Raw genomic sequence first — 19,382 nt, 5'->3', positions numbered from 1 at the left:
GATGTCACTAAAATTATCAAAAAAGACATTACTTTTGTCTGCTTCACGAAGCAAGACATCAATAACTAAAAACACATAATCTGAATGAAGAAACGATTTTTATCTGTAATTGTTCTGAGTGCCGCACTGTTCTCTGTGCAGGCACAAGAGGGAAAAGGGGGTATCAGCCCCGAAATGCTTGGACAAATCAAGCAAAGTTATCAAGGCACGGCTGCCGACAAGGCGCTCCGCAATGCCATAGGCAATAATGACATCCGTAAACTGGCACTCAACCAGGAGAATATGCAGGGCATGGATACCCACTTCTCCATCAAGGTAGAATCCAAAGGCATCACCGACCAGAAGTCGTCTGGCCGCTGCTGGCTGTTTACGGGGCTGAATGTGATGCGTGCCAAGACTCTTGCCGAATACGGTTTCCAGTCTTTCGAGTTCTCCGAAGTCTATCCCTTCTTCTGGGACCAGTTGGAGAAGGCAAACCTCTTCTTGCAAGGCATCATCGACACCTCCAAGAGTCCCCTGACTGATAAGACCGTAGAATGGCTCTTCCAGCATCCGCTGAGCGATGGGGGTACCTTTACCGGTGTGGCCGACATTGTTTCCAAATACGGCCTTGTTCCCAAAGATGCCATGCCCGAAACAAACAGCAGTGAAAATACCTCCCGCATGGCCAACCTCATCTCTCTGAAGCTGAAAGAGTATGGTCTGCAACTGCGTGACATGGCTGCCGCCGGTGCCAAGCCCGAAGCTCTGGAGAAGGAGAAAACTACGATGCTCGGAACCATCTACCGCATGCTGGTGCTGAACCTCGGTGTACCTCCCACGGAGTTCGACTATGTCCGCCACGATGCCAAGGGTAATCCTGTGGAGACAGAGCATCACACTCCCATGTCTTTCCTTGAGAAATATGGAGACAAACAACTGCTGACCAACTACGTAATGCTGATGAACGACCCCAGTCGCGAGTATTACAAGTGCTATGAAATAGACTATGACCGCCACCGTTACGACGGCAAGAACTGGACTTATGTCAACCTGCCCGTAGAGGACATCAAAGAGATGGCCATTGCCTCCTTGAAGGACAGCACCATGATGTACTTCTCTTGCGATGTGGGCAAGTTCCTGAACTCCGAACGCGGTCTGCTCGATGTGAAAAACTATGACTACGAATCACTGATGGGCACCACCTTCGGGATGGACAAGAAGCAACGTATCCAGACTTTCTCCAGTGGCTCTTCCCACGCCATGACCTTGATGGCCGTTGACTTGAACAAAGACGGAAAGCCCGTAAAATGGATGGTAGAGAACAGTTGGGGAGCCGCTTCCGGTTATCAGGGACATCTCATCATGACCGACGAGTGGTTCAATGAATACATGTTCCGTCTGGTAGTGGAGACAAAGTATGTTCCCGCCAAAGTGATGGAACTGTTTAAACAAAAGCCCGTCTGCCTGCCGGCATGGGACCCGATGTTCGCTGAAGAAAAGTGATGATAAGGATTAGGGGTTAGGGATTAAGGATTAAGGATTAGTGGGCTGCACTATGATTCCGCAGGGTATTAATCCCTAATTCTTAACCCCTAATCCTTGTTCTCGTGTTCGTTAACGAAAGGGATTACGGAAATTTCTCCGTAATTCCTTTCTTTTTTACTCTTTATTCACGTTCTTTTTTGCTACTTTTGCGGCAAATTAATGAAACCATTATTTTAAATAAACGCATGGCAAATGTAATTAAGTTACGTAAAGGCCTTGACATCAACCTGAAAGGCGCTGCTGCCCAGGAACTTGTGTCTGTTAAGGAACCGGGATTCTATTCGCTGGTTCCCGATGACTATACAGGCATCACTCCGAAAGTGGTGGTCAAAGAGCAGGAATATGTGATGGCCGGGGGACCCTTGTTTATCGACAAGAATCATCCTGAATTGAAATTTGTTTCGCCCGTTAGCGGCGTAGTGACAAGCGTGGAGCGTGGTGCACGCCGCAAGGTGCTGAACATCGTCGTAGAGGCTGCCACTGAGCAAGACTATGAGGAATTCGGCAAGATGGACCCGTCCAAGATGAGCGGCCAGCAAGTAAAAGAAGCTCTTTTGCAAGCAGGTATGTTCGCTTTCATCCGCCAACGTCCGTACGACGTTATCGCTGATCCGACGGTAACTCCGAAAGCTATCTTCATTTCGGCTTTCGACAGCAATCCGCTGGCTCCCGATTTTGAATTCGCGCTGAAGGGAGAAGAAGCAAACTTCCAGACGGGACTCGACGCTTTGTCAAAGATGGCAAAGACGTATCTGGGTATTAGTGTAAAACAAAAGTCTGCTGCTCTTGTGCAGGCAAAGAACGTTACCGTAACAGCTTTTGACGGACCACATCCGGCAGGCAACGTGGGTGTACAGATTAACCACATCTCTCCGGTAGTGAAGAGTGAAACGGTCTGGACCATCAGTGCCGAAGCCGTACTCTTCATCGGACGTCTGATGAATACCGGTCGTGTGGACATGACCCGTACGGTGGCTGTAACGGGTTCCGAAGTGTTGAAACCCGCTTATTGCAAGCTGAAAGTCGGCGCTCTGTTGACGAACGTTTTCAAAGGTAACGTGACTACCGACAAAGACCTCCGCTACATCAGCGGCAACGTGCTGACCGGTAAGAAAGTTTCTCCGAACGGCTTCCTCGGCTCTTTCGACAGCCAATTGACCGTTATTCCCGAAGGAGATGAAATCCATGAAATGTTGGGTTGGATTATGCCGCGTTTCAATCAGTTCAGCGTCAACCGCTCTTACTTCAGCTGGTTGATGGGCAAGAAGGAATATGTGATAGATGCCCGTATCAAGGGTGGTGAACGTCACATGATTATGTCCAACGAATACGACCGCGTATTTCCGATGGACATCTTCCCCGAATACTTGGTGAAAGCAATCATTGCAGGTGACATCGACCGTATGGAGGCTCTGGGCATCTACGAAGTAGCTCCCGAAGACTTCGCTCTCTGCGAATTCGTATGTTCTTCCAAAGTGGAAGTGCAGCGCATCGTACGTGCAGGGCTCGATATGCTTCGTGCCGAAATGGCATAATCGGGGCGTATGGCAAATCGTAAATTGTAAATCGTAAAATCGTAAATATATTAATGAAAGCGTTAAGAAATTATCTCGACAAGATAAAGCCGAACTTTGAGGAAGGCGGCAAATTCCACGCATTTCGTTCGGTGTTTGATGGCTTCGAAACATTCCTGTTCGTGCCCAATGCCACTTCGAAATCGGGAACGCATATTCACGACTCCATTGACAGCAAACGCATCATGTCGATGGTGGTCATTGCGTTAGTACCGGCGCTGCTGTTCGGTATGTATAACGTAGGTTACCAGCATTTCCACGCTACCGGTGCTGCCGGAGGCTTCTGGGAAATGTTCATCTACGGTTTTCTGGCTGTATTGCCAAAAATCATTGTATCTTATGTAGTAGGTCTCGGCATTGAGTTCGTAGTGGCTCAGTGGAAGAAGGAGGAGATTCAGGAAGGCTTCTTGGTTTCCGGTATCTTGATTCCGATGATTGTTCCGGTAGACTGCCCGTTGTGGATTCTGGCGGTGGCTACTGCATTCTCTGTAATTTTTGCTAAGGAAGTATTCGGTGGTACGGGTATGAACGTGTTCAACGTAGCTTTGATTACCCGTGCATTCTTATTCTTCGCCTATCCTACGAAGATGTCCGGTGATGCCGTTTGGGTATCGGGCGACAGTATCTTCGGTCTGGGACAGTCGGTAGATGGTCTGACGGTAGCTACTCCGTTGGGTGCAGCCGCTACCTCGGGCGCCGTTCCGGAGTTCTCCTGGGACATGGTGACCGGCCTTATTCCGGGTTCTATCGGTGAGACAAGCGTTATCGCCATCGCTCTGGGTGCCATTCTGCTGTTGTGGACGGGCATTGCAAGCTGGAAAACGATGTTCTCCGTATTCGTAGGCGGTGCCTTCATGGCATGGGTGTTCAATGCAATCGGTCCCGACACTCCGATGGCACAGATGCCTTGGTACGAACACCTCGTGCTGGGCGGTTTCTGCTTCGGTGCCGTGTTCATGGCTACCGACCCCGTTACATCGGCACGTACAGAGACTGGTAAGTACATCTTCGGATTCCTGATTGGTGCCATGGCTATCATTATCCGTGTGCTCAATCCCGGTTACCCCGAAGGTATGATGCTTGCCATCCTGCTGATGAATATCTTCGCTCCGCTGATTGACTACTGTGTGGTACAGGGTAACATCAGCCGTCGCGAAAAACGTGCAATCAAGTCTAACAATTAAATACCGGAAAAGAAATGAATACCAATAGTAATAGTTATACTATCATTTATGCTTCGGTAATGGTTGTTATCGTTGCATTCCTGCTGGCATTCGTAAGTTCTTCCTTGCGCGAGACGCAGAACAAGAATGTGGAACTTGACACGAAGAAGCAGATTCTTGCTGCACTCAACATCAAGGACGTGAAGGATGCCGAAGCTGAATATAATAAATATGTAAAGGGCGATATGCTGATGAACGTTGACGGTACTCTGACAGAGAATACCGGTGCATTTGCTACCGCTTACGAGAAGGAAGCCAAAGAAAATAACCGTCTGCACGTATTCGTGGCAGAGGTTGACGGTGAGAAGAAATATGTATTTCCCGTTTACGGTGCCGGTCTTTGGGGCGCTATCTGGGGATATGTTGCGCTGAACAGCGACAAGGATACCGTTTATGGTGTTTACTTCTCTCATGCCAGTGAGACTCCGGGTCTGGGTGCCGAAATCGCCAGCACGCATTTCCAGGGAGAGTTCTCCGGCAAGAAAACGTTGGAGAACGGCGAGGTAGTCCTCGGTGTTGTGAAGAACGGCAAGGTAGAGAAACCTGACTATCAGGTGGACGGCATTTCCGGTGGTACCATCACTTCTGTAGGTGTGGATGCCATGTTGAAGGCTTGTCTGAGCAGCTACAAGAACTTTTTAACTAATAATAATGAGGAGGAATAAGAATATGGGACAATTGTTTTCAAAGAAGAATAAAGAAGTATTCTCTACTCCGCTGGGACTGAACAACCCCGTTACCGTGCAGGTATTGGGTATCTGTTCTGCTTTGGCTGTTACTGCCAAACTGGAGCCTGCCATTGTGATGGGGCTTTCAGTGACGGTGATTACAGCATTCTCCAATGTAGTGATTTCACTGCTGCGCAAGACGATACCCAACCGTATCCGTATCATCGTTCAGCTGGTGGTTGTTGCCGCGTTGGTAACTATTGTAAGTGAGATTCTGAAAGCTTTTGCTTACGATGTAAGTGTGCAGCTTTCTGTATATGTAGGTCTGATTATTACCAACTGTATCCTGATGGGACGCTTGGAAGCATTTGCCATGCAGAACGGTCCCTGGGAATCTTTCCTTGACGGTGTGGGTAATGGTTTGGGATATGCCAAGATTCTGGTAATCGTAGCCTTCTTCCGCGAGCTTCTGGGTTCGGGAACGCTGCTCGGTTTCAACATCTTGAACTATGAACCTCTGCAGAAGTTGGGCTATGTGAACAACGGCTTGATGCTGATGCCGCCAATGGCGTTGATTCTCTGCGCTTGCATCATCTGGTATCAGCGTGCACGTCACAAAGAATTGCAGGAAAAGCAGTAATAAATAAATGAAGAATGAAAAATGAAAGAATGAAAAATGGGCTGCTCTGCTGCAGTACAAGTTCTCATTGCTTTAATTCTTTAATTCTTTAATTCTTAATTTATCGAAGAGATATGGAACATTTAATAAGTTTATTCGTCCGCTCTATCTTTGTGGACAACATGATATTCGCGTTCTTCCTCGGTATGTGTTCTTACCTTGCCGTATCGAAGAATGTGAAGACTGCCGTAGGACTGGGTATCGCCGTAACTTTCGTGTTGGTGGTTACGCTTCCGGTCAACTATTTATTGCAGACAAAGGTGCTGGCTGCCAACGCAATCATTGAAGGCGTTGACCTCAGCTTCTTGAGCTTTATTCTTTTCATTGCTGTAATCGCAGCTATCGTTCAGTTGGTGGAAATGATTGTAGAGCGTTTTAGCCCTTCGCTGTATGCTTCACTGGGTATCTTCCTGCCGCTGATTGCTGTAAACTGTGCCATCATGGGTGCTTCTCTTTTCATGCAGCAGCGCATCACGCTGGGTGAGAGCGACCCGAAATTCATCGGTGGCATTGCTGATGCTGTCTCTTATGCGTTGGGCTCCGGTATCGGTTGGTTGCTGGCTATCGTAGGCTTGGCTGCCATCCGTGAGAAAATGGCCTATTCTGACGTTCCGGCTCCACTGAAAGGACTGGGCATCACGTTTATCACTGTAGGTCTGATGGCAATGGCATTTATGTGTTTCTCTGGTTTGAACATCTAAAAGAAAGGAATAAAACAATGGATATGAATATGATATTAGCAAGCATTGGAGTATTCCTCGTGGTTGTCATCCTGCTTGTTGTTATCCTGCTGGTTGCCAAGAATTTCTTGGTGCCTTCGGGTAATGTAAAACTGACTATCAATGGCGACAAGGAACTGGACGTAGCTTCCGGTTCTACATTGCTGAATACGCTGTCTGTAAACGGTGTGTTCCTTTCCTCCGCTTGCGGTGGTAAAGGTTCCTGCGGACAGTGCAAATGCCAGGTAATGGAAGGTGGGGGTGAAATCTTGCCTTCTGAGACTCCGCACTTCAGCCGTAAGCAAATACAAGATCACTGGCGTCTGGGTTGCCAGGTGAAAGTGAAAGGCGATATGGCCATCAAGGTTCCCGAAAGCGTACTGGGCGTAAAAGAGTGGGAGTGCGAGGTTATCTCCAACAAGAATGTGGCTACGTTCATCAAAGAGTTCATCGTTGCATTGCCCAAAGGCGAGCACATGGATTTCGTTCCGGGTTCTTATGCGCAGATTAAGATTCCTAAATATTCGATGGATTATGATAAGGACATCGACAAGAGCCTTATCGGTGATGAGTATCTGCCTGCATGGGAGAAATTCGGTCTGCTGGGCTTGAAGTGCCGCAATGACGAAGAAACCATCCGTGCCTATTCTATGGCCAACTATCCTGCCGAAGGCGACCGCATTATGCTGACGGTACGTATCGCCACGCCTCCGTTCAAGCCGAAAGACCAGGGCCCGGGCTTCATGGATGTAATGCCGGGTATCGCTTCTTCTTATATCTTTACCCTGAAACCGGGTGATAAGGTAACCATGAGTGGCCCTTACGGAGACTTCCATCCGATATTCGACTCCAAGAAGGAGATGATGTGGGTCGGCGGTGGTGCCGGTATGGCTCCGTTGCGTGCACAGATTATGCATATGACGAAGACACTGCACACTACAGATCGCGTGATGAATTACTTCTACGGTGCACGTGCATTGAATGAAGTGTTCTATCTGGAAGACTTCCTGCAGATTGAAAAGGATTTCCCCAACTTCAAGTTCCATCTTGCACTGGACCGTCCCGATCCGGCAGCCGATGCAGCGGGCGTGAAGTACACTCCGGGCTTCGTACACAACGTAATTTACGAGACTTACTTGAAAGACCACGAAGCTCCCGAAGACATCGAATACTACATGTGTGGTCCCGGCCCGATGTCGAAGGCTGTTGAGAAGATGCTCGACGACCTCGGCGTTCCGGCTCAGAACCTGATGTTCGATAACTTTGGCGGATAATCTTCCTTGTCCGTCTTGAGATAAAAAAACTCCGGCTTGTCCTTCAGGGCTTTGCCGGAGTTTTTTGTTCGGGGCATTTCCTCTCTATTGAAAGAAAGTGGAGTGGATTCTTCGTCGCTTTTTCTTTATTCCTTGATATGAATCGGTGCATTTGCCAGAATGGCTGTTACTTCTCCGGTGGTAATTCCTGTTGACACAGACCTCGTATGAATGGTTCTTGGTGAAGGAGAATGCGGTCTTTCAGAGTTTTCATGTTGGATGTTTTATTGAATGTTATCGTTTTCCTCTTCTGTTTCTTCTTGAATGGTATCTTTGGGCAGAAATCTTGGAGAAATGCGTTTCTTGGGAGTGAGGCTCATGCCTTTCAGCATTTCGGCCTGGCGTACTACACTGCCGTTACCGTCCGAGAGCTGGTTGAAGGCTTTGTCGTAATCCCTTTGCAGGCTGGCCAGCCGGTCGCCGATACCGAGGAAGGTGTCGGTAAAGCCTGCAATCTTTTCATATAAGATGGTGCCGCGCTTGATGATGGCCTGCACATTCTTTACCTGGTTCTCCTTCTTCCAAAGGTCGAGCGAGAGGCGCAGGGCGCTAATCAGGTTGGTGGGGCTCATTAGTACCACCTTTTTGTTGTAGGCATATTCCCAGAGGTGGGCATCGCTTTGGATGGCGAGGAGGTAGGCACCTTCGGTGGGGATGAACATCATAACGAAATCCGGTGATTGGGCGTCGTAATGCGAGTAGTCTTTATGGCTGAGCTCGTCGATGTGGGAGCGGACAGATTGCAGGTGTGCTTTCAGGAAGTGTGCCTGCTCCTCCTTGCTTTCGGCAGAGGTGTAGGCAGCATAGGCAGTCAGCGACACTTTGGAGTCGATAATCATTTCCCGTTCGTCGGGGTATTTCACGATGATGTCGGGCTGCATCTTCTGCCCGCTTTCCTCGTTGATGATGGCTTCGCCCCGTTCGTCTTTTAGAAACTCCTGGCGGAAGTAGTGTTCGCCTTCAATCAGTCCGGAGGCTTGCAACAAACGTTCCAGAATCATTTCGCCCCAGTTGCCTTGCATTTTGGAGTCTCCTTTCAGGGCACGGGTCAGGTTGTTGGCATCTTCGCTGAGGCGGTTGTTCAGTTCCACCAGTTCCTTGATGCGTTCACCCAGCGAGAAGCGTTCTTTGGCTTCGGTGCTGTATACTTGTTCCACCTTTTGGCGGAAGTCCTTCAGGTTATCGCCCAGCGGGCGGAGCAGATTGCCCAGGTGTTCGGTATTCAGCCTGGTAAAGTCTTCGGCTTTGCTCTGGAAGATACGGTTGGAGAGATTCTCGAACTCGGTGTTCATGCGCTTGTGCAACGCTTCGGCTTCTTCCTTCTGCAGCTTCAATAATTCTATTTCCTTCTTTGTCCCGCTGATTTCTGCCCTCAGTGCGGCAGACTTGCGGTCTGCCGCCAGATAGCCGACTACGGTTCCGATGATTATCCCTATAATCAGTAATACTATCTCCATAAGTGTTTTGAAGTGTCCGCCTTATTGTGTCAATATTTCGTTTCCGTCTTCAGTAATCAGGATTTGGCTTTCCCATTGGGCAGAAGGCAGTCCGTCGTCTGTGCAGACGGTCCATCCGTCGGCTTCGTCGATAAAGACTTCGTAGCTTCCCATGTTAATCATCGGTTCGATGGTGAACGTCATGCCCGGCACTATCAGCATGCCCGTACCACGTTTGCCGAAGTGTTCCACATCCGGTTCTTCGTGGAACTTGACGCCGCAGCCATGTCCGCAGAGGTCGCGTACCACGCTGTATCCGTTCTTTTCCGCATGCTCCTGGATGGCGGCGCCTACGTCACCGAGGCGTGCCCAGGGCTGTGCGGTCTGTATGCCTATGTCACGGCATTCTTTGGTGACCTGTACCAGTCTCTGCATGTCGGGGCTGACTTCGCCAATCATGAACATGCGTGATGCGTCGGCAAAGTAACCTTTGTAAATGGTGGATACATCGACATTTACAATGTCACCGCTTTTCAGGAATTCCCTGGTGCTGGGAATGCCGTGGCACACTACATCGTTGATGCTGGTGCACACACTTTTGGGGAAGCCTTCGTACATGAAGGGGGCGGGGATGGCGTCGTGGTCTGTGGTGAAGCAATACACCATATGGTCAATTTCAGCTGTGGACATGCCTTCGCGAATGTTCTCGGAGAGATAATCCAGCAGGGCAGTGTTGATTTTGGCGCTTGCGCGGATACCGGCCAACTGCTCCTCGGTGCGGAGTGCGCTTCGCATCGGCAGTTTATATCCTTCTTTCTTATAATGTTGAATTTTGGCTTCTACTTCGTCGGAATAGTTTTTAGGAGTAAACCGGACTCCTTTCATGAACTTTTTCATTGTCTTTTCTTTTTTATGAGACTGCAAAAATACACAATAATGCAGGTGCTTGTACTATCAAGAGCCGAAAAAACATTCGTTTTCTTTATCCCGATACCAGCTTAGAGGGTATTCACCACTTCTATTTCGCTTCTTGAACTGTCTATCCTCCGTACTTGTATCTGGGTCTTTATGCGCTCTTTCAGTCCTTCCACATGACTGATGATGCCTACCTTCTTGCCGCCCATCTGGTGCAGTTTTTCCAATGTGTCCATAACGGTGTTCAGGTAGTCGCTGCTCAGTGTGCCGAAACCTTCGTCGATGAACAGTGTGTCTACCGAGAGGCTCTGGCGGCTGAGGGAAGAAAGTCCGAGGGCAAGTGACAGAGATACTAGGAAGCTTTCGCCGCCCGATAAGGTGCATGCCGGACGTGCCGCACCTCCTTGATGGAAGTCGCGCAGCAGGATGGTGAGCGAACCGGCCTGGCATTCCAGTTCGTAGCGGTCGGTCAAGCGTTGCAGATAGAAATTGGCGCCTGCCAGCAGTTCTTTTAAGACGAAGCTCTGGGCTATGTTGCGGAAGTTCTTTCCCCGTTCGTCACCGAAGTGGTGGCAGAGGCGGTCCCACTTCAGATACTCTTCGCGTAGCCGGTCGGCACGTTCCTTTTCTTCCTTTATCCGGTCGATGTTGCGAGTGTTTTCTTCCAGGCGTAACTTCTGCTGGCCGATGGATTGGTTGCCGGCGGTTATCTTTTCTTCGAGATTTGCGATGAGTGCATCCAGGGTTTCGAAGTTCTCGTTTTCTTCTATTTCGGGCTTCCGGCTGATGTGCTCTTCCACTTGTCCGGTGGCCAGATGAAAGGCGGTCGATGCAGCTACTTCTTCCTCTTTAAGTGTCTGCAATGAGGCACGTAATGCTTCTATCCGGGAGCCGGACCAAGCGGATAGGACGGTGATACGATTCTCGTCGAGAGTGGGGTTGGCGGCATAGAACCCGGTTAAATCCTTTTGCAGCCTTGCCATTTGGTCTGCGGTGGAGGATATGCTTTGTTTCAGTCCGCTTGCTTGTGTATTCAGATTATTCCAGGCAATCCCCAGGTCCTTGATTTCCATTTCCTGTGTTGCTGCAGGTGCGTTGCGCCAGTCGGGGAATGCGGCATCGATGCTTTCCTTGTTGATGTTTATCCCTTCCAGCTCTTTGTGGATAAGGGCAATGGCGGATTTCAGTTCTCTTTGTTTTTCCTGCGCCAGACGGTAGTTGCGCGTAGCTTGCGTCAGGCGGTCAATAAAGGAGAGGGGGGAGTTCTTCCATTCCGTGTTCCATCCTTCCCAGAGGATGTGGGGAGTGACGCGGTCCATGGTGGCACGTATGTTCTCCTTTTCGTTGGCGGTGAGCGACTCGTAATTGACGATGTTGTTTTTCAGCTCATTCAGCACTCTGTCGGCAGAGTTGAAGGCTTGGCGTGCAGCGTCCACATGTTTTTGGCATTCGTCCTTTTGCCGTTGCAGAGTTATGATTTGTGCGCTGAGCTTTTGAACTTCAGTGAGCTTTTCGTTCAGTTTGTCTGCTTCCAGCTTGTTCTCTTCCAGTAGCTTCTTCAGGGTTTCGCCGGTGGTTGTGGAGAGGCCGATGCCGTTGCATTGGGCGCATTTGGCTTGTGCGTCAGTACGGGCAAGGTTGTAGCTCCGGAGCGCTCTTGCTGTGGACTGACGGGCATTCTCTGCCAGCGTTCCGTAGGTCTTGGATTCTGTCCGATTGTTGTTCAATGCCTGCTCGGCTTCCTTGTATTCTTTCTCTTTTGTTTTCAGGGAGGTGCGTATGGGAGCAAGGACAGACTGGAAATCTTCATCTTTGCAAAGCGATTTTATTTCTTGTCCGCACACGGGGCAAGTATCCCCGACGACAAGCCGGGAGCGTGTTTCCTTTGCCCACTCTTCTACGGCTTCCTTTTGCTTGTCGTAGAGGGTGCGGATGTCATCATAACTTGTTTTCCTGCTGTCGAATGCCGTTTGCAGGAGGACGTATTGCTTTTGGCACGCCTCCACTTTGGCGTTCAAAGCCTTTTCGTTTTCCTTTGCCTCGTTCAGTGTCCTTTCCGTTTCAGCCAGTAAAGACAAGGCGCTCAATGCTTGCAGCAGGTTCTCCCGTCCGGCATCGAGTTTGTTTTTCTTGTCTTGCAGGGCAGGGCGGTCCATGGTTTCAAGCTGCTTGTTCCGGAGGTTTATTTCGTTTTGCAATGTATGGTTCTCTTGTTCTTTCCGGGTGAGGGCAGCTTCCTTGTCGGTACGCTCCTTGACTTTTACGGGTTGTTGCGCGGCAAGTCTTTCAAGGTGCGCGTTGTAGGTGCCGATGCGTGTTTGGGCATCGAGTGCGGATTTTAGGCCGGTAATGATGGATTGGCTTTGCTCGAACATGGGCAGTAAGGGCGAATGCTCTTGCAAGTACTTCTCGGCACGATGCAGCTTGTCTTCTTGCTCTTTCAGGAAACCGCATAGCCACTTGCTTCCTCCGTCCAGCCGGGCAAAGGATGCTCTTAACATTCCGGCTTGTGCATAGTTCTGTTGTTGTTGCTGTTGCTGCTGTTTCAAGGTAGAGAGCCAGTTGCGGGCATCGGCGGTGGCGTTCCATTCCTTAATCAGCAGTTCTTTCTGTTTGAATTCGTCCGATTGCAGTTGCGCTTGCTTCCCTTCCCACATCTTCTTTTGCTGTTCACGGGTGAGGAGGAGTTCGGAGTATTTCTTCAGCCAGTCCCTTTTTGCGAGGGCGATGGTTTTCTGCTCATTGGCTTCCTTGACTCCGGCATTTTGCGTGGCTATGGCTTCCTTGATTGTGGAGATTTCTTCTTCTGCCAGGATGTGGATGCCTTCCAGCTTCCGGTTCTGGTTTTCGTATTCCGTCCGTCTTTCCTTGGTGGCAGCATATATTTCGGCACCTATTTCGGAGTAGATACTTGTACCGGTCAGCTTTTCCAGAATATCCGATTTTTCGCTTTCCTTGCTTTGCAGGAACTTGGTGAAGTCGCCTTGTGCCAGCATGGTGGTGCGGCAGAATTGTTCGAAGGTCAACCCCACTGCAGCTTGTATTTCCGCCTTTATCTCATTCTTTTTGTTGAGCTGTATGCCGCTTTTATTGTTTTCCAGTGTCCAGCGCACATCCTGCACGGCTCCTGAAATCTTGCGGTGTGCCCGCGCCACGTACCATCGGGCGGTGTAGGGCGTTTCGTTCGAGCCGGTAAACTCCAGCTCCGTCCATGCTTCACTGGTGTTACGGCGCATCAGTTGCCGGCTGTCGTTGATGGCAACATCTTCCTTTTTGGCAGAGAAAGTCTGGCTCAGGTCTTTGTATTTTTCGTTCTCGGCATGGTCCATGCGGGGCGTTTCGTTGTAGAGTGCCAGGCAGATGGCGTCGAGAATGGTTGTCTTCCCTGCACCCGTCTCGCCGCAGATAAGGAAAAGGGATTCCTCGCTTAGCGGTCCGTTCTCAAAGTCGATGACGGCATCTTCTATGGAGGCAAGGTTCTTTATGGTCAGTTTCTGGAGTTTCATGGTTCGGACAAATGATTAGGAGTTGTTCTTGCTTTTCACTTTTTGCATGACAGTCTCCATCAGCTGGCAAAGTTCTGGGTCCATCTCTTCTCCTTCGGTTTCGCGGTAGTAGAGTCTGGCTATTTCCAGGGGAGACATTTCCTGCATCTCTTGGATGGAGATAGGCTTGCTCTCGTCAGTGTCGGCCTGTCGCTCTCGGGTAGTCTTGATGTAGCAATATTTGCATGCCTTGCCTTTGGCGGCGTTCGAGGCTTTTTCGTTGCAGTCGGGGGGCAGGTAGCCTTTTGTCAGCACGTTCAGGCGGAGGTATGCAGGTTTCTCTTCCGGATATTCTTCCAGCAGTTTCAAGGCGTCTTCGAAAGGTGTCGGGTCATGGGGAAGTGTGACGAGCGGAATCGGATTTTCAATTTCCCTTGTACTGATTTGTGGCTCTGCCCCTTTCTCCAACTCGATGATGGAGACGGAGTGCGGATAGGTTTCGTCGAAGCTGACGGGGAGGGGAGTGCCGCAATAGCGTGCGTGGTGATGACTGCCTTTGATGTCCTGAGGGCAATGGATGTGTCCGAGTGCCAGGTAGTCGTACCCTTCTCCCATAGCGCTGAGGGGAACATACTCTATTCCGCCGATACTCTCATCGTGCCCGCTACGGTCGCTGCCTTCAATAGAGAGATGGGCCATGAGGACGACGGGAAGCTGTGCCGTATTCCGTTTCTTCACTTCGTCCAGCAGTGCCTGGAAGAAGCGTGCCTGCCGTTGGTCGCGCGGTGTTTCAGTGTCCAGCAGGGGGAAGTTTTGCGGATAGACGTGGGGCACGGCAATGACGTAGCCTATTGTCTTTTTTTCATTGTTTATCTCGATGATGTGCTTGTCCAAATTCACTTCCTCGGCTGTACGTTCGATGTTTCCCACAACGTTCAAGCCGAAGTGCTGCCAGAGGTTGCTGTCTATCTCCAATTTGGAGCTGCTGTCGTGGTTTCCGGCGGTGACTACGATGGTCATTTCGGGGCAGGCTTGGTGAATGTTCAGCATGGCGTCGGTGTACATCTTCTGCGTGGCGGCAGCGGGAGAGGAGTAGTGGTAGATATCTCCGCTTACCACCATGGCGTCGGGCTGCTCTTCGGTTACTATGCGGGTGAGTTGCCGTAGGAAGGCCTGCTGTTCGACGGTGCGGTCGTAGTTGTAGAGGGTGTGTCCCAGGTGCCAGTCGCTGGTATGTAGTATCTTCATTGTTTTTGTTACTTCAATGGATGTGGGTTATGGTTTCCTTAGAATATAAATCTTGTGTGTTCCTCGTCCTTTGTAGTCGATGCCCGATTCGGGATTGGCTATCCATTCGCGCAACTCGCGGGAGGCGGCGGACTTCAATAAGCCGGTCAGTTGGCAATAGTCGGCTTGGGTCATGAAGCTGTTCTTTTCCAGGTATTTTTTTGCCCGTTCCAGCCGTTCCTGCGGAGAAAACACTTGTGAGGAGCGTTGGAATTTGTCGGTGGAACGTTTCAGGTGGCAATGGCGAGCGGTACGGTACAGTAGTTCTTTGTCCACCTTGAAATGTATGTCCTTCAGGCAGATGCTGACGGCGTTTCGCTTGGTGTCTCCTTCTTCGCCCGTCTCCCGTTCACGGTCTTGCCGCAGACCGAGGGCAGGGGTGAATACTCCTAAGTTGTCAATCTTCACGGAGTAACCTTGCCCCATTTGGTAGGCTATTTCGTCGGTGATGGCTTGCATCAGTCCGATGATGTCTCCTCGTGTGAAGGATGAGGCGTATGCTATCTTTTCGGTGATGGTTTCCAAGTCCACCTGCCCGTATAGTTTCATTCGTGGGTAGAGGATGCGTTTGCCGTCTTCTCCCGGCAGGTTCAGTTCCTGCATGTTGTATTCTGCCATGATGGTAGCGTTGTTATGAGGTTCGTTTGTTTATTGGGGCTTACAGAGTTTGTCCCAAGGTTGCGGATGTGTATGCCAAGGTTGGGGATTTCTATCCCAAGGCTTGGGATAGACAAACCAAGGGCGAAGGTAATTCTTTATCTCTATACTTGCAAACTTTACTATTAGTAGTTAGGAAGTTTTTTATTGGTAGTCGGGAAGTTTTTTGTTATAGGTTTGAGAGAGGAATTGAAAAAAACGTTATCTTTGTTACATAAGAGAAGTGCATGAATGATGAACAAAACTAAAATTAAGCGATATATGAAACATTATCCGGACTTATTATTGTTGTTTGCCTTATTGTCCGTTACCACAATGATTAAAGCACAAATATCGATAAGACCTTATAGCGAATGGGAAGCAACCCAGTTTGTTGCAGTGAACGGACATCAGCCCGAAGACTATGTAACGCCAGATAATAATTGGGAAATACTATACAATTTACGGACTCCACGTACTCAAGCCGAACTTCGTGAAATGGGTATTAAATGCTCTGATAGCCAATTATTGTTATTGGAAGTAGGTGGACTTGTCAGTAAAACAAAAGGAAAATGGAAAGCTACTATACCCATTCTCGACAAAGAACAGACCAATTCTCTAAGAAGCTTAAGTAAGGAGATTGCTGAATCCATGTATGTCAAAACAAAGGCAGACTTTATATCATTGGCACAAACTATCAGTGAAATGGGATTCAAGAACAATGTACTCTCACTTGTTTTTTCATACCTTCTGGATGGAAAAATGTGGACAAAGTTAGTCTTGTTTGAGGATGTTGACAATTATACAAGCTGGAGTGGCTGTTACTGGGTATTATACGAATCAAGAAATGGCTTTGCATGCGGTACGAATGGTTTCGGAGAACAGAATTTGATTTTGACTTACATCAATAGCGGCATTGCTCCTGACAACGACATTATGGACCATTGTGCTGATGAAATAGCACAATTCGGAAAAGTAACAGATGCCAAACTCGTTTCTCAGTTAAAACCTTATGGGCTGGTAGATGATAATGGAGATGTATTATTTCCTATTATAAAGAAACGGCAAGACCGCTTTCATCAAATAACTGAAAAATTGGTAAACTCTATCAGTGCGGAACTAAAGAATAATTGTGGCTCCTTAGCAAGCCAATATGGTATTGACAATGAAAAAGTGGCAATGGTGATGCTGTACCATGAAGTCATGTGGGATTTGGTAGATAATCTGATTCAAGATAGGATAATCTTCACTCCAGCTATTTTCAAAGATGAAGAATCGAATAAAGAACGATTGAATGAAGTCGTTTTCTTCATAGAAGGAGGATTAATGCAATAATAATTCGATAGAGAAAAGGACATTTGACTTTGAAGAGTTTTCTGTAAATGCATTTCAAGTGCATAGAAAATAGCCAATTAAAAATAAAGAATTATGTACGAATGGGCCAATGAAATGAACTGTGCCGTAACTGTATGCGACACAAAGGGAATCATCCTATATATGAACGAGAAAGCATGCCGTACGTTTGCCAAACACGGTGACCTGATAGGCAAGAATCTCTTTGATTGCCACAACCCGCAATCGCAAGCCAAGATACGCGAACTGCTGGAGACGGGGGGAGTGAATGCCTACACCATTGAGAAGAACGGTGTCAGGAAAATGATTTATCAGACGGCATGGAAGCAGGACGGAGTGGTCGGTGGCCTGGTGGAGATTTCGATGGAAATACCCGGAGAGATGCCACACTATATGAGAAAATAACAAAATGATATATGATATGAAAACACTTTCTAATTCAGAACTGACAATTAAAGTCTCCCCACATGGGGCCGAGTTATGCAGTATCTTGCATGATGGAAAAGAATATCTTTGGCAGGCAGACCCCGCTTTTTGGAAACGGCATTCTCCGGTGCTTTTTCCCATTGTAGGTAGCGTTTGGGAGAATGAATACCGCCACGAAGGCGTTTCCTACGCATTGACGCAACACGGTTTTGCCCGCGATATGGATTTTGAATTGATGCTTGAACTGGAAGATGAGGTACGCTATCGACTGGTTGACAGTGAGGAAACACGCAAGAAATATCCTTTCCCGTTTTGCCTTGAGATAGGCTATCGGATAGAGGGAAAGAAGATTGAGGTGCTTTGGAAAGTCATCAATACCGGAACACGCGAAATGCACTTCCAGATAGGGGCCCATCCGGCTTTCTATTACCCGGACTATGATACGGAGACAACGGACCGTGGATATTTCGGCTTTGATAAGACGGAAGGTTTGCACTATATCCTTATCTCCGAGAAAGGATGTGCCGCTCCGGATAAGGAATATTTGCTTGAGTTGACAGATGGCCTGCTGCCTTTGGACATCCACTCCTTTGATAAAGATGCCCTGATTCTGGAAAACAGTCAAGTGAAAGAAGTTACATTATATAATAAGGAGAAGAAGCCCTATCTCAGTCTGTATTTCGACACTCCGGTGGTGGGGTTGTGGTCGCCTCCGGCCAAGAATGCTCCGTTTGTCTGCATCGAGCCGTGGTACGGGCGTTGTGACCGTGCCCATTATAAGGGCGAATATAAGGATAAGGACTGTATGCAGCACTTGGCGCCGGGAGGAGTCTTTAAAGGTGGGTATACAATTGATATAAGATAAAAAATGAAGAAGGATACTGAAAATAATTCGGTATCCTTTTTATTTGGAGAATGCAATGTCATTATCTTTGCGCCCGGTAAAAAATATAGGTTGTTTTTTAAGGTATGAAGAAGAGTCTTATTGCATTGGCGTTCGGCACATTGGGGCTAGGGATTGCCGAATTTACGATGATGGGTATTTTGCCCTATGTGGCTACTGATTTGGGAATCAGCATTCCCGTGGCCGGTCATTTCATTTCTGCGTATGCGTTGGGTGTTTGTTTTGGTGCGCCCATGCTGCTCCTGGCCCGTAAACGCCCGTTGAAGCAGATTCTGCTGGTCTTGATGGCATTAATGATTGTGGGTAATATTTGTGCGTCTATGGCACCCAATTATTGGGTCTTGCTGTTGGGACGTTTTGTTTCCGGACTTCCTCATGGCGCTTATTTTGGGGTGGCTTCCATTGTTGCGGGAAAATTGGCTGATAAGGGGAAAAGCTCGGAGGCGGTTTCAATTATGATAGCGGGAATGACTGTGGCCAATCTGTTTGGGGTGCCGTTGGGTACTTCGTTGAGCCATACACTGTCTTGGCGTGCCACGTTTCTGCTGGTAGGTGCCTGGGGATTGATAACACTGTACTACATTTGGCGTTGGGTACCGCAGGTCGAAGGACTGAAAGACACGGGATTTAAAGGACAGTTCCGTTTTTTGAAGAAGCCGGCGCCGTGGCTCATATTGGGAGCTACGGCTTTGGGCAACGGTGGCGTATTCTGCTGGTATAGCTACATCACCCCGTTGCTGACTGAGGTTTCCGGTTTTAGTGCGGAAAGCATTACGGCGCTGATGGTACTGGCAGGATTCGGAATGGTTGCCGGCAATCTGGTCAGTGGGCGCATGTCCGACCGGTACACTCCGGGAAAGGTAGGTACGGTGGTGCAAGGGATGATATGTGTTATTTTATTATTGATATTTTTACTCTCGCCCCATCCGTGGTGTTCGGCAATATTGATGACACTCTGTACGGCAGGTTTGTTTGCCGTCTCCAGTCCGGAGCAGGTGTTGATGATTCGTGTGGCCCCTGGAGGAGAAATGTTGGGAGGCGCTTGTGTGCAGATGGCCTTCAATTTGGGGAATGCTATCGGAGCCTATATCGGAGGTCTTGCCTTGAGTGGAGGATACCGTTATCCCGCATTGGCAGGCGTACCGTTTGCACTGATGGGATTTATTTTATTCCTTGTCTTCTACAAGAAATTTCAGGCGAAGTATTAAGTGTTTCATTTTTTTTGTGTATGTTTGTC

The 19,382-nt window shown here is 48.7% G+C and carries 16 protein-coding genes; 11 read left to right on the top strand and 5 right to left on the bottom strand.

The window, feature by feature from the left end; all coding sequences use genetic code 11:
• Positions 1 to 84 precede the first annotated feature (84 nt).
• The 7 genes from DW896_RS02105 to nqrF all read left to right on the top strand — a co-directional run bounded on the left by DW896_RS02105 (position 85) and on the right by nqrF (position 7,664).
• Positions 85 to 1,485: a C1 family peptidase gene (locus DW896_RS02105; RefSeq protein ID WP_005828311.1), complete on the top strand. Its 1,401-nt coding sequence runs from the start codon at positions 85 to 87 to the stop codon at positions 1,483 to 1,485.
• 227 nt (positions 1,486 to 1,712) lie between these two features.
• Positions 1,713 to 3,062: a Na(+)-translocating NADH-quinone reductase subunit A gene (locus tag DW896_RS02100; RefSeq protein ID WP_008663256.1), complete on the top strand. Its 1,350-nt coding sequence runs from the start codon at positions 1,713 to 1,715 to the stop codon at positions 3,060 to 3,062.
• A gap of 53 nt (positions 3,063 to 3,115) precedes the next feature.
• A complete protein-coding gene (locus DW896_RS02095) occupies positions 3,116 to 4,285 on the top strand; it encodes an NADH:ubiquinone reductase (Na(+)-transporting) subunit B (protein ID WP_005828314.1) in 1,170 nt (389 codons plus the stop codon).
• Between the two features lie 14 nt (positions 4,286 to 4,299).
• Positions 4,300 to 4,989: a Na(+)-translocating NADH-quinone reductase subunit C gene (locus DW896_RS02090; protein WP_008663259.1), complete on the top strand. Its 690-nt coding sequence runs from the start codon at positions 4,300 to 4,302 to the stop codon at positions 4,987 to 4,989.
• A gap of 4 nt (positions 4,990 to 4,993) precedes the next feature.
• Positions 4,994 to 5,632 carry an NADH:ubiquinone reductase (Na(+)-transporting) subunit D gene (locus DW896_RS02085; RefSeq protein ID WP_005836455.1) on the top strand — a complete coding sequence of 213 codons (639 nt, stop codon included), beginning with the start codon at positions 4,994 to 4,996 and terminating at the stop codon, positions 5,630 to 5,632.
• A 113-nt stretch (positions 5,633 to 5,745) separates the two neighbouring features.
• The gene (gene nqrE, locus DW896_RS02080; protein ID WP_005828321.1) at positions 5,746 to 6,372 is read left to right on the top strand and encodes an NADH:ubiquinone reductase (Na(+)-transporting) subunit E; all 627 of its coding nucleotides are present in this window, start codon (positions 5,746 to 5,748) and stop codon (positions 6,370 to 6,372) included.
• 17 nt (positions 6,373 to 6,389) lie between these two features.
• Positions 6,390 to 7,664, top strand: a complete 1,275-nt coding sequence (nqrF, locus tag DW896_RS02075) for an NADH:ubiquinone reductase (Na(+)-transporting) subunit F (protein ID WP_016272690.1) — start codon at positions 6,390 to 6,392, stop codon at positions 7,662 to 7,664.
• 263 nt (positions 7,665 to 7,927) lie between these two features.
• Here the strand turns inward: nqrF and DW896_RS02070 are convergent, their stop codons facing one another.
• From DW896_RS02070 to DW896_RS02050, 5 genes are all read right to left on the bottom strand, one after another.
• Positions 7,928 to 9,160: a DNA recombination protein RmuC gene (locus tag DW896_RS02070; protein ID WP_009036948.1), complete on the bottom strand. Its 1,233-nt coding sequence runs from the start codon at positions 9,158 to 9,160 to the stop codon at positions 7,928 to 7,930.
• A 21-nt stretch (positions 9,161 to 9,181) separates the two neighbouring features.
• Positions 9,182 to 10,036: a type I methionyl aminopeptidase gene (gene map, locus DW896_RS02065; RefSeq protein ID WP_005828329.1), complete on the bottom strand. Its 855-nt coding sequence runs from the start codon at positions 10,034 to 10,036 to the stop codon at positions 9,182 to 9,184.
• 101 nt (positions 10,037 to 10,137) lie between these two features.
• The gene (locus tag DW896_RS02060; RefSeq protein WP_119992776.1) at positions 10,138 to 13,560 is read right to left on the bottom strand and encodes an AAA family ATPase; all 3,423 of its coding nucleotides are present in this window, start codon (positions 13,558 to 13,560) and stop codon (positions 10,138 to 10,140) included.
• A 15-nt stretch (positions 13,561 to 13,575) separates the two neighbouring features.
• Positions 13,576 to 14,787, bottom strand: coding sequence for an exonuclease SbcCD subunit D C-terminal domain-containing protein (locus DW896_RS02055; protein WP_022401048.1), 1,212 nt, complete (start codon positions 14,785 to 14,787; stop codon positions 13,576 to 13,578).
• A gap of 27 nt (positions 14,788 to 14,814) precedes the next feature.
• A complete protein-coding gene (locus DW896_RS02050) occupies positions 14,815 to 15,444 on the bottom strand; it encodes an HU family DNA-binding protein (protein WP_009036951.1) in 630 nt (209 codons plus the stop codon).
• Between the two features lie 270 nt (positions 15,445 to 15,714).
• On the opposite strand from DW896_RS02050, the gene DW896_RS02040 reads away from it, so the two are divergent.
• The 4 genes from DW896_RS02040 (at position 15,715) to araJ (ending at position 19,353) form a co-directional block, all read left to right on the top strand.
• Complete coding sequence (locus tag DW896_RS02040) at positions 15,715 to 16,797, top strand: hypothetical protein (protein WP_034523156.1); 1,083 nt, start codon at positions 15,715 to 15,717, stop codon at positions 16,795 to 16,797.
• Between the two features lie 93 nt (positions 16,798 to 16,890).
• Positions 16,891 to 17,220, top strand: a complete 330-nt coding sequence (locus DW896_RS02035) for a PAS domain-containing protein (protein ID WP_035448305.1) — start codon at positions 16,891 to 16,893, stop codon at positions 17,218 to 17,220.
• A 16-nt stretch (positions 17,221 to 17,236) separates the two neighbouring features.
• Entirely contained in the window at positions 17,237 to 18,106 is an 870-nt protein-coding gene (locus DW896_RS02030) for an aldose 1-epimerase family protein (RefSeq protein WP_035449249.1), read from the top strand.
• A gap of 104 nt (positions 18,107 to 18,210) precedes the next feature.
• Entirely contained in the window at positions 18,211 to 19,353 is a 1,143-nt protein-coding gene (araJ, locus tag DW896_RS02025) for an MFS transporter AraJ (protein ID WP_009036955.1), read from the top strand.
• Positions 19,354 to 19,382 lie beyond the last annotated feature (29 nt).

The organism is Bacteroides sp. AM41-16 (assembly GCF_003603495.1).
In the GTDB taxonomy this organism is placed as follows: Bacteria; Bacteroidota; Bacteroidia; order Bacteroidales; family Bacteroidaceae; genus Bacteroides; species Bacteroides uniformis.
Note: the sequence above shows the minus strand (reverse complement) of the source record. Positions and strands in the feature narration are given on the sequence as shown.

What these genes read in the sequence shown, in the direction of transcription:
- DW896_RS02105 (WP_005828311.1), top strand. Translation starts at nt 85, where the DNA reads ATGAAGAAACGATTTTTATCTGTAATTGTTCTGAGTGCCGCACTGTTC.
- DW896_RS02100 (WP_008663256.1), top strand. Translation starts at nt 1,713, where the DNA reads ATGGCAAATGTAATTAAGTTACGTAAAGGCCTTGACATCAACCTGAAA.
- DW896_RS02095 (WP_005828314.1), top strand. Translation starts at nt 3,116, where the DNA reads ATGAAAGCGTTAAGAAATTATCTCGACAAGATAAAGCCGAACTTTGAG.
- DW896_RS02090 (WP_008663259.1), top strand. Translation starts at nt 4,300, where the DNA reads ATGAATACCAATAGTAATAGTTATACTATCATTTATGCTTCGGTAATG.
- DW896_RS02085 (WP_005836455.1), top strand. Translation starts at nt 4,994, where the DNA reads ATGGGACAATTGTTTTCAAAGAAGAATAAAGAAGTATTCTCTACTCCG.
- nqrE (WP_005828321.1), top strand. Translation starts at nt 5,746, where the DNA reads ATGGAACATTTAATAAGTTTATTCGTCCGCTCTATCTTTGTGGACAAC.
- nqrF (WP_016272690.1), top strand. Translation starts at nt 6,390, where the DNA reads ATGGATATGAATATGATATTAGCAAGCATTGGAGTATTCCTCGTGGTT.
- DW896_RS02070 (WP_009036948.1), bottom strand. Translation starts at nt 9,160, where the DNA reads ATGGAGATAGTATTACTGATTATAGGGATAATCATCGGAACCGTAGTC.
- map (WP_005828329.1), bottom strand. Translation starts at nt 10,036, where the DNA reads ATGAAAAAGTTCATGAAAGGAGTCCGGTTTACTCCTAAAAACTATTCC.
- DW896_RS02060 (WP_119992776.1), bottom strand. Translation starts at nt 13,560, where the DNA reads ATGAAACTCCAGAAACTGACCATAAAGAACCTTGCCTCCATAGAAGAT.
- DW896_RS02055 (WP_022401048.1), bottom strand. Translation starts at nt 14,787, where the DNA reads ATGAAGATACTACATACCAGCGACTGGCACCTGGGACACACCCTCTAC.
- DW896_RS02050 (WP_009036951.1), bottom strand. Translation starts at nt 15,444, where the DNA reads ATGGCAGAATACAACATGCAGGAACTGAACCTGCCGGGAGAAGACGGC.
- DW896_RS02040 (WP_034523156.1), top strand. Translation starts at nt 15,715, where the DNA reads ATGATGAACAAAACTAAAATTAAGCGATATATGAAACATTATCCGGAC.
- DW896_RS02035 (WP_035448305.1), top strand. Translation starts at nt 16,891, where the DNA reads ATGTACGAATGGGCCAATGAAATGAACTGTGCCGTAACTGTATGCGAC.
- DW896_RS02030 (WP_035449249.1), top strand. Translation starts at nt 17,237, where the DNA reads ATGAAAACACTTTCTAATTCAGAACTGACAATTAAAGTCTCCCCACAT.
- araJ (WP_009036955.1), top strand. Translation starts at nt 18,211, where the DNA reads ATGAAGAAGAGTCTTATTGCATTGGCGTTCGGCACATTGGGGCTAGGG.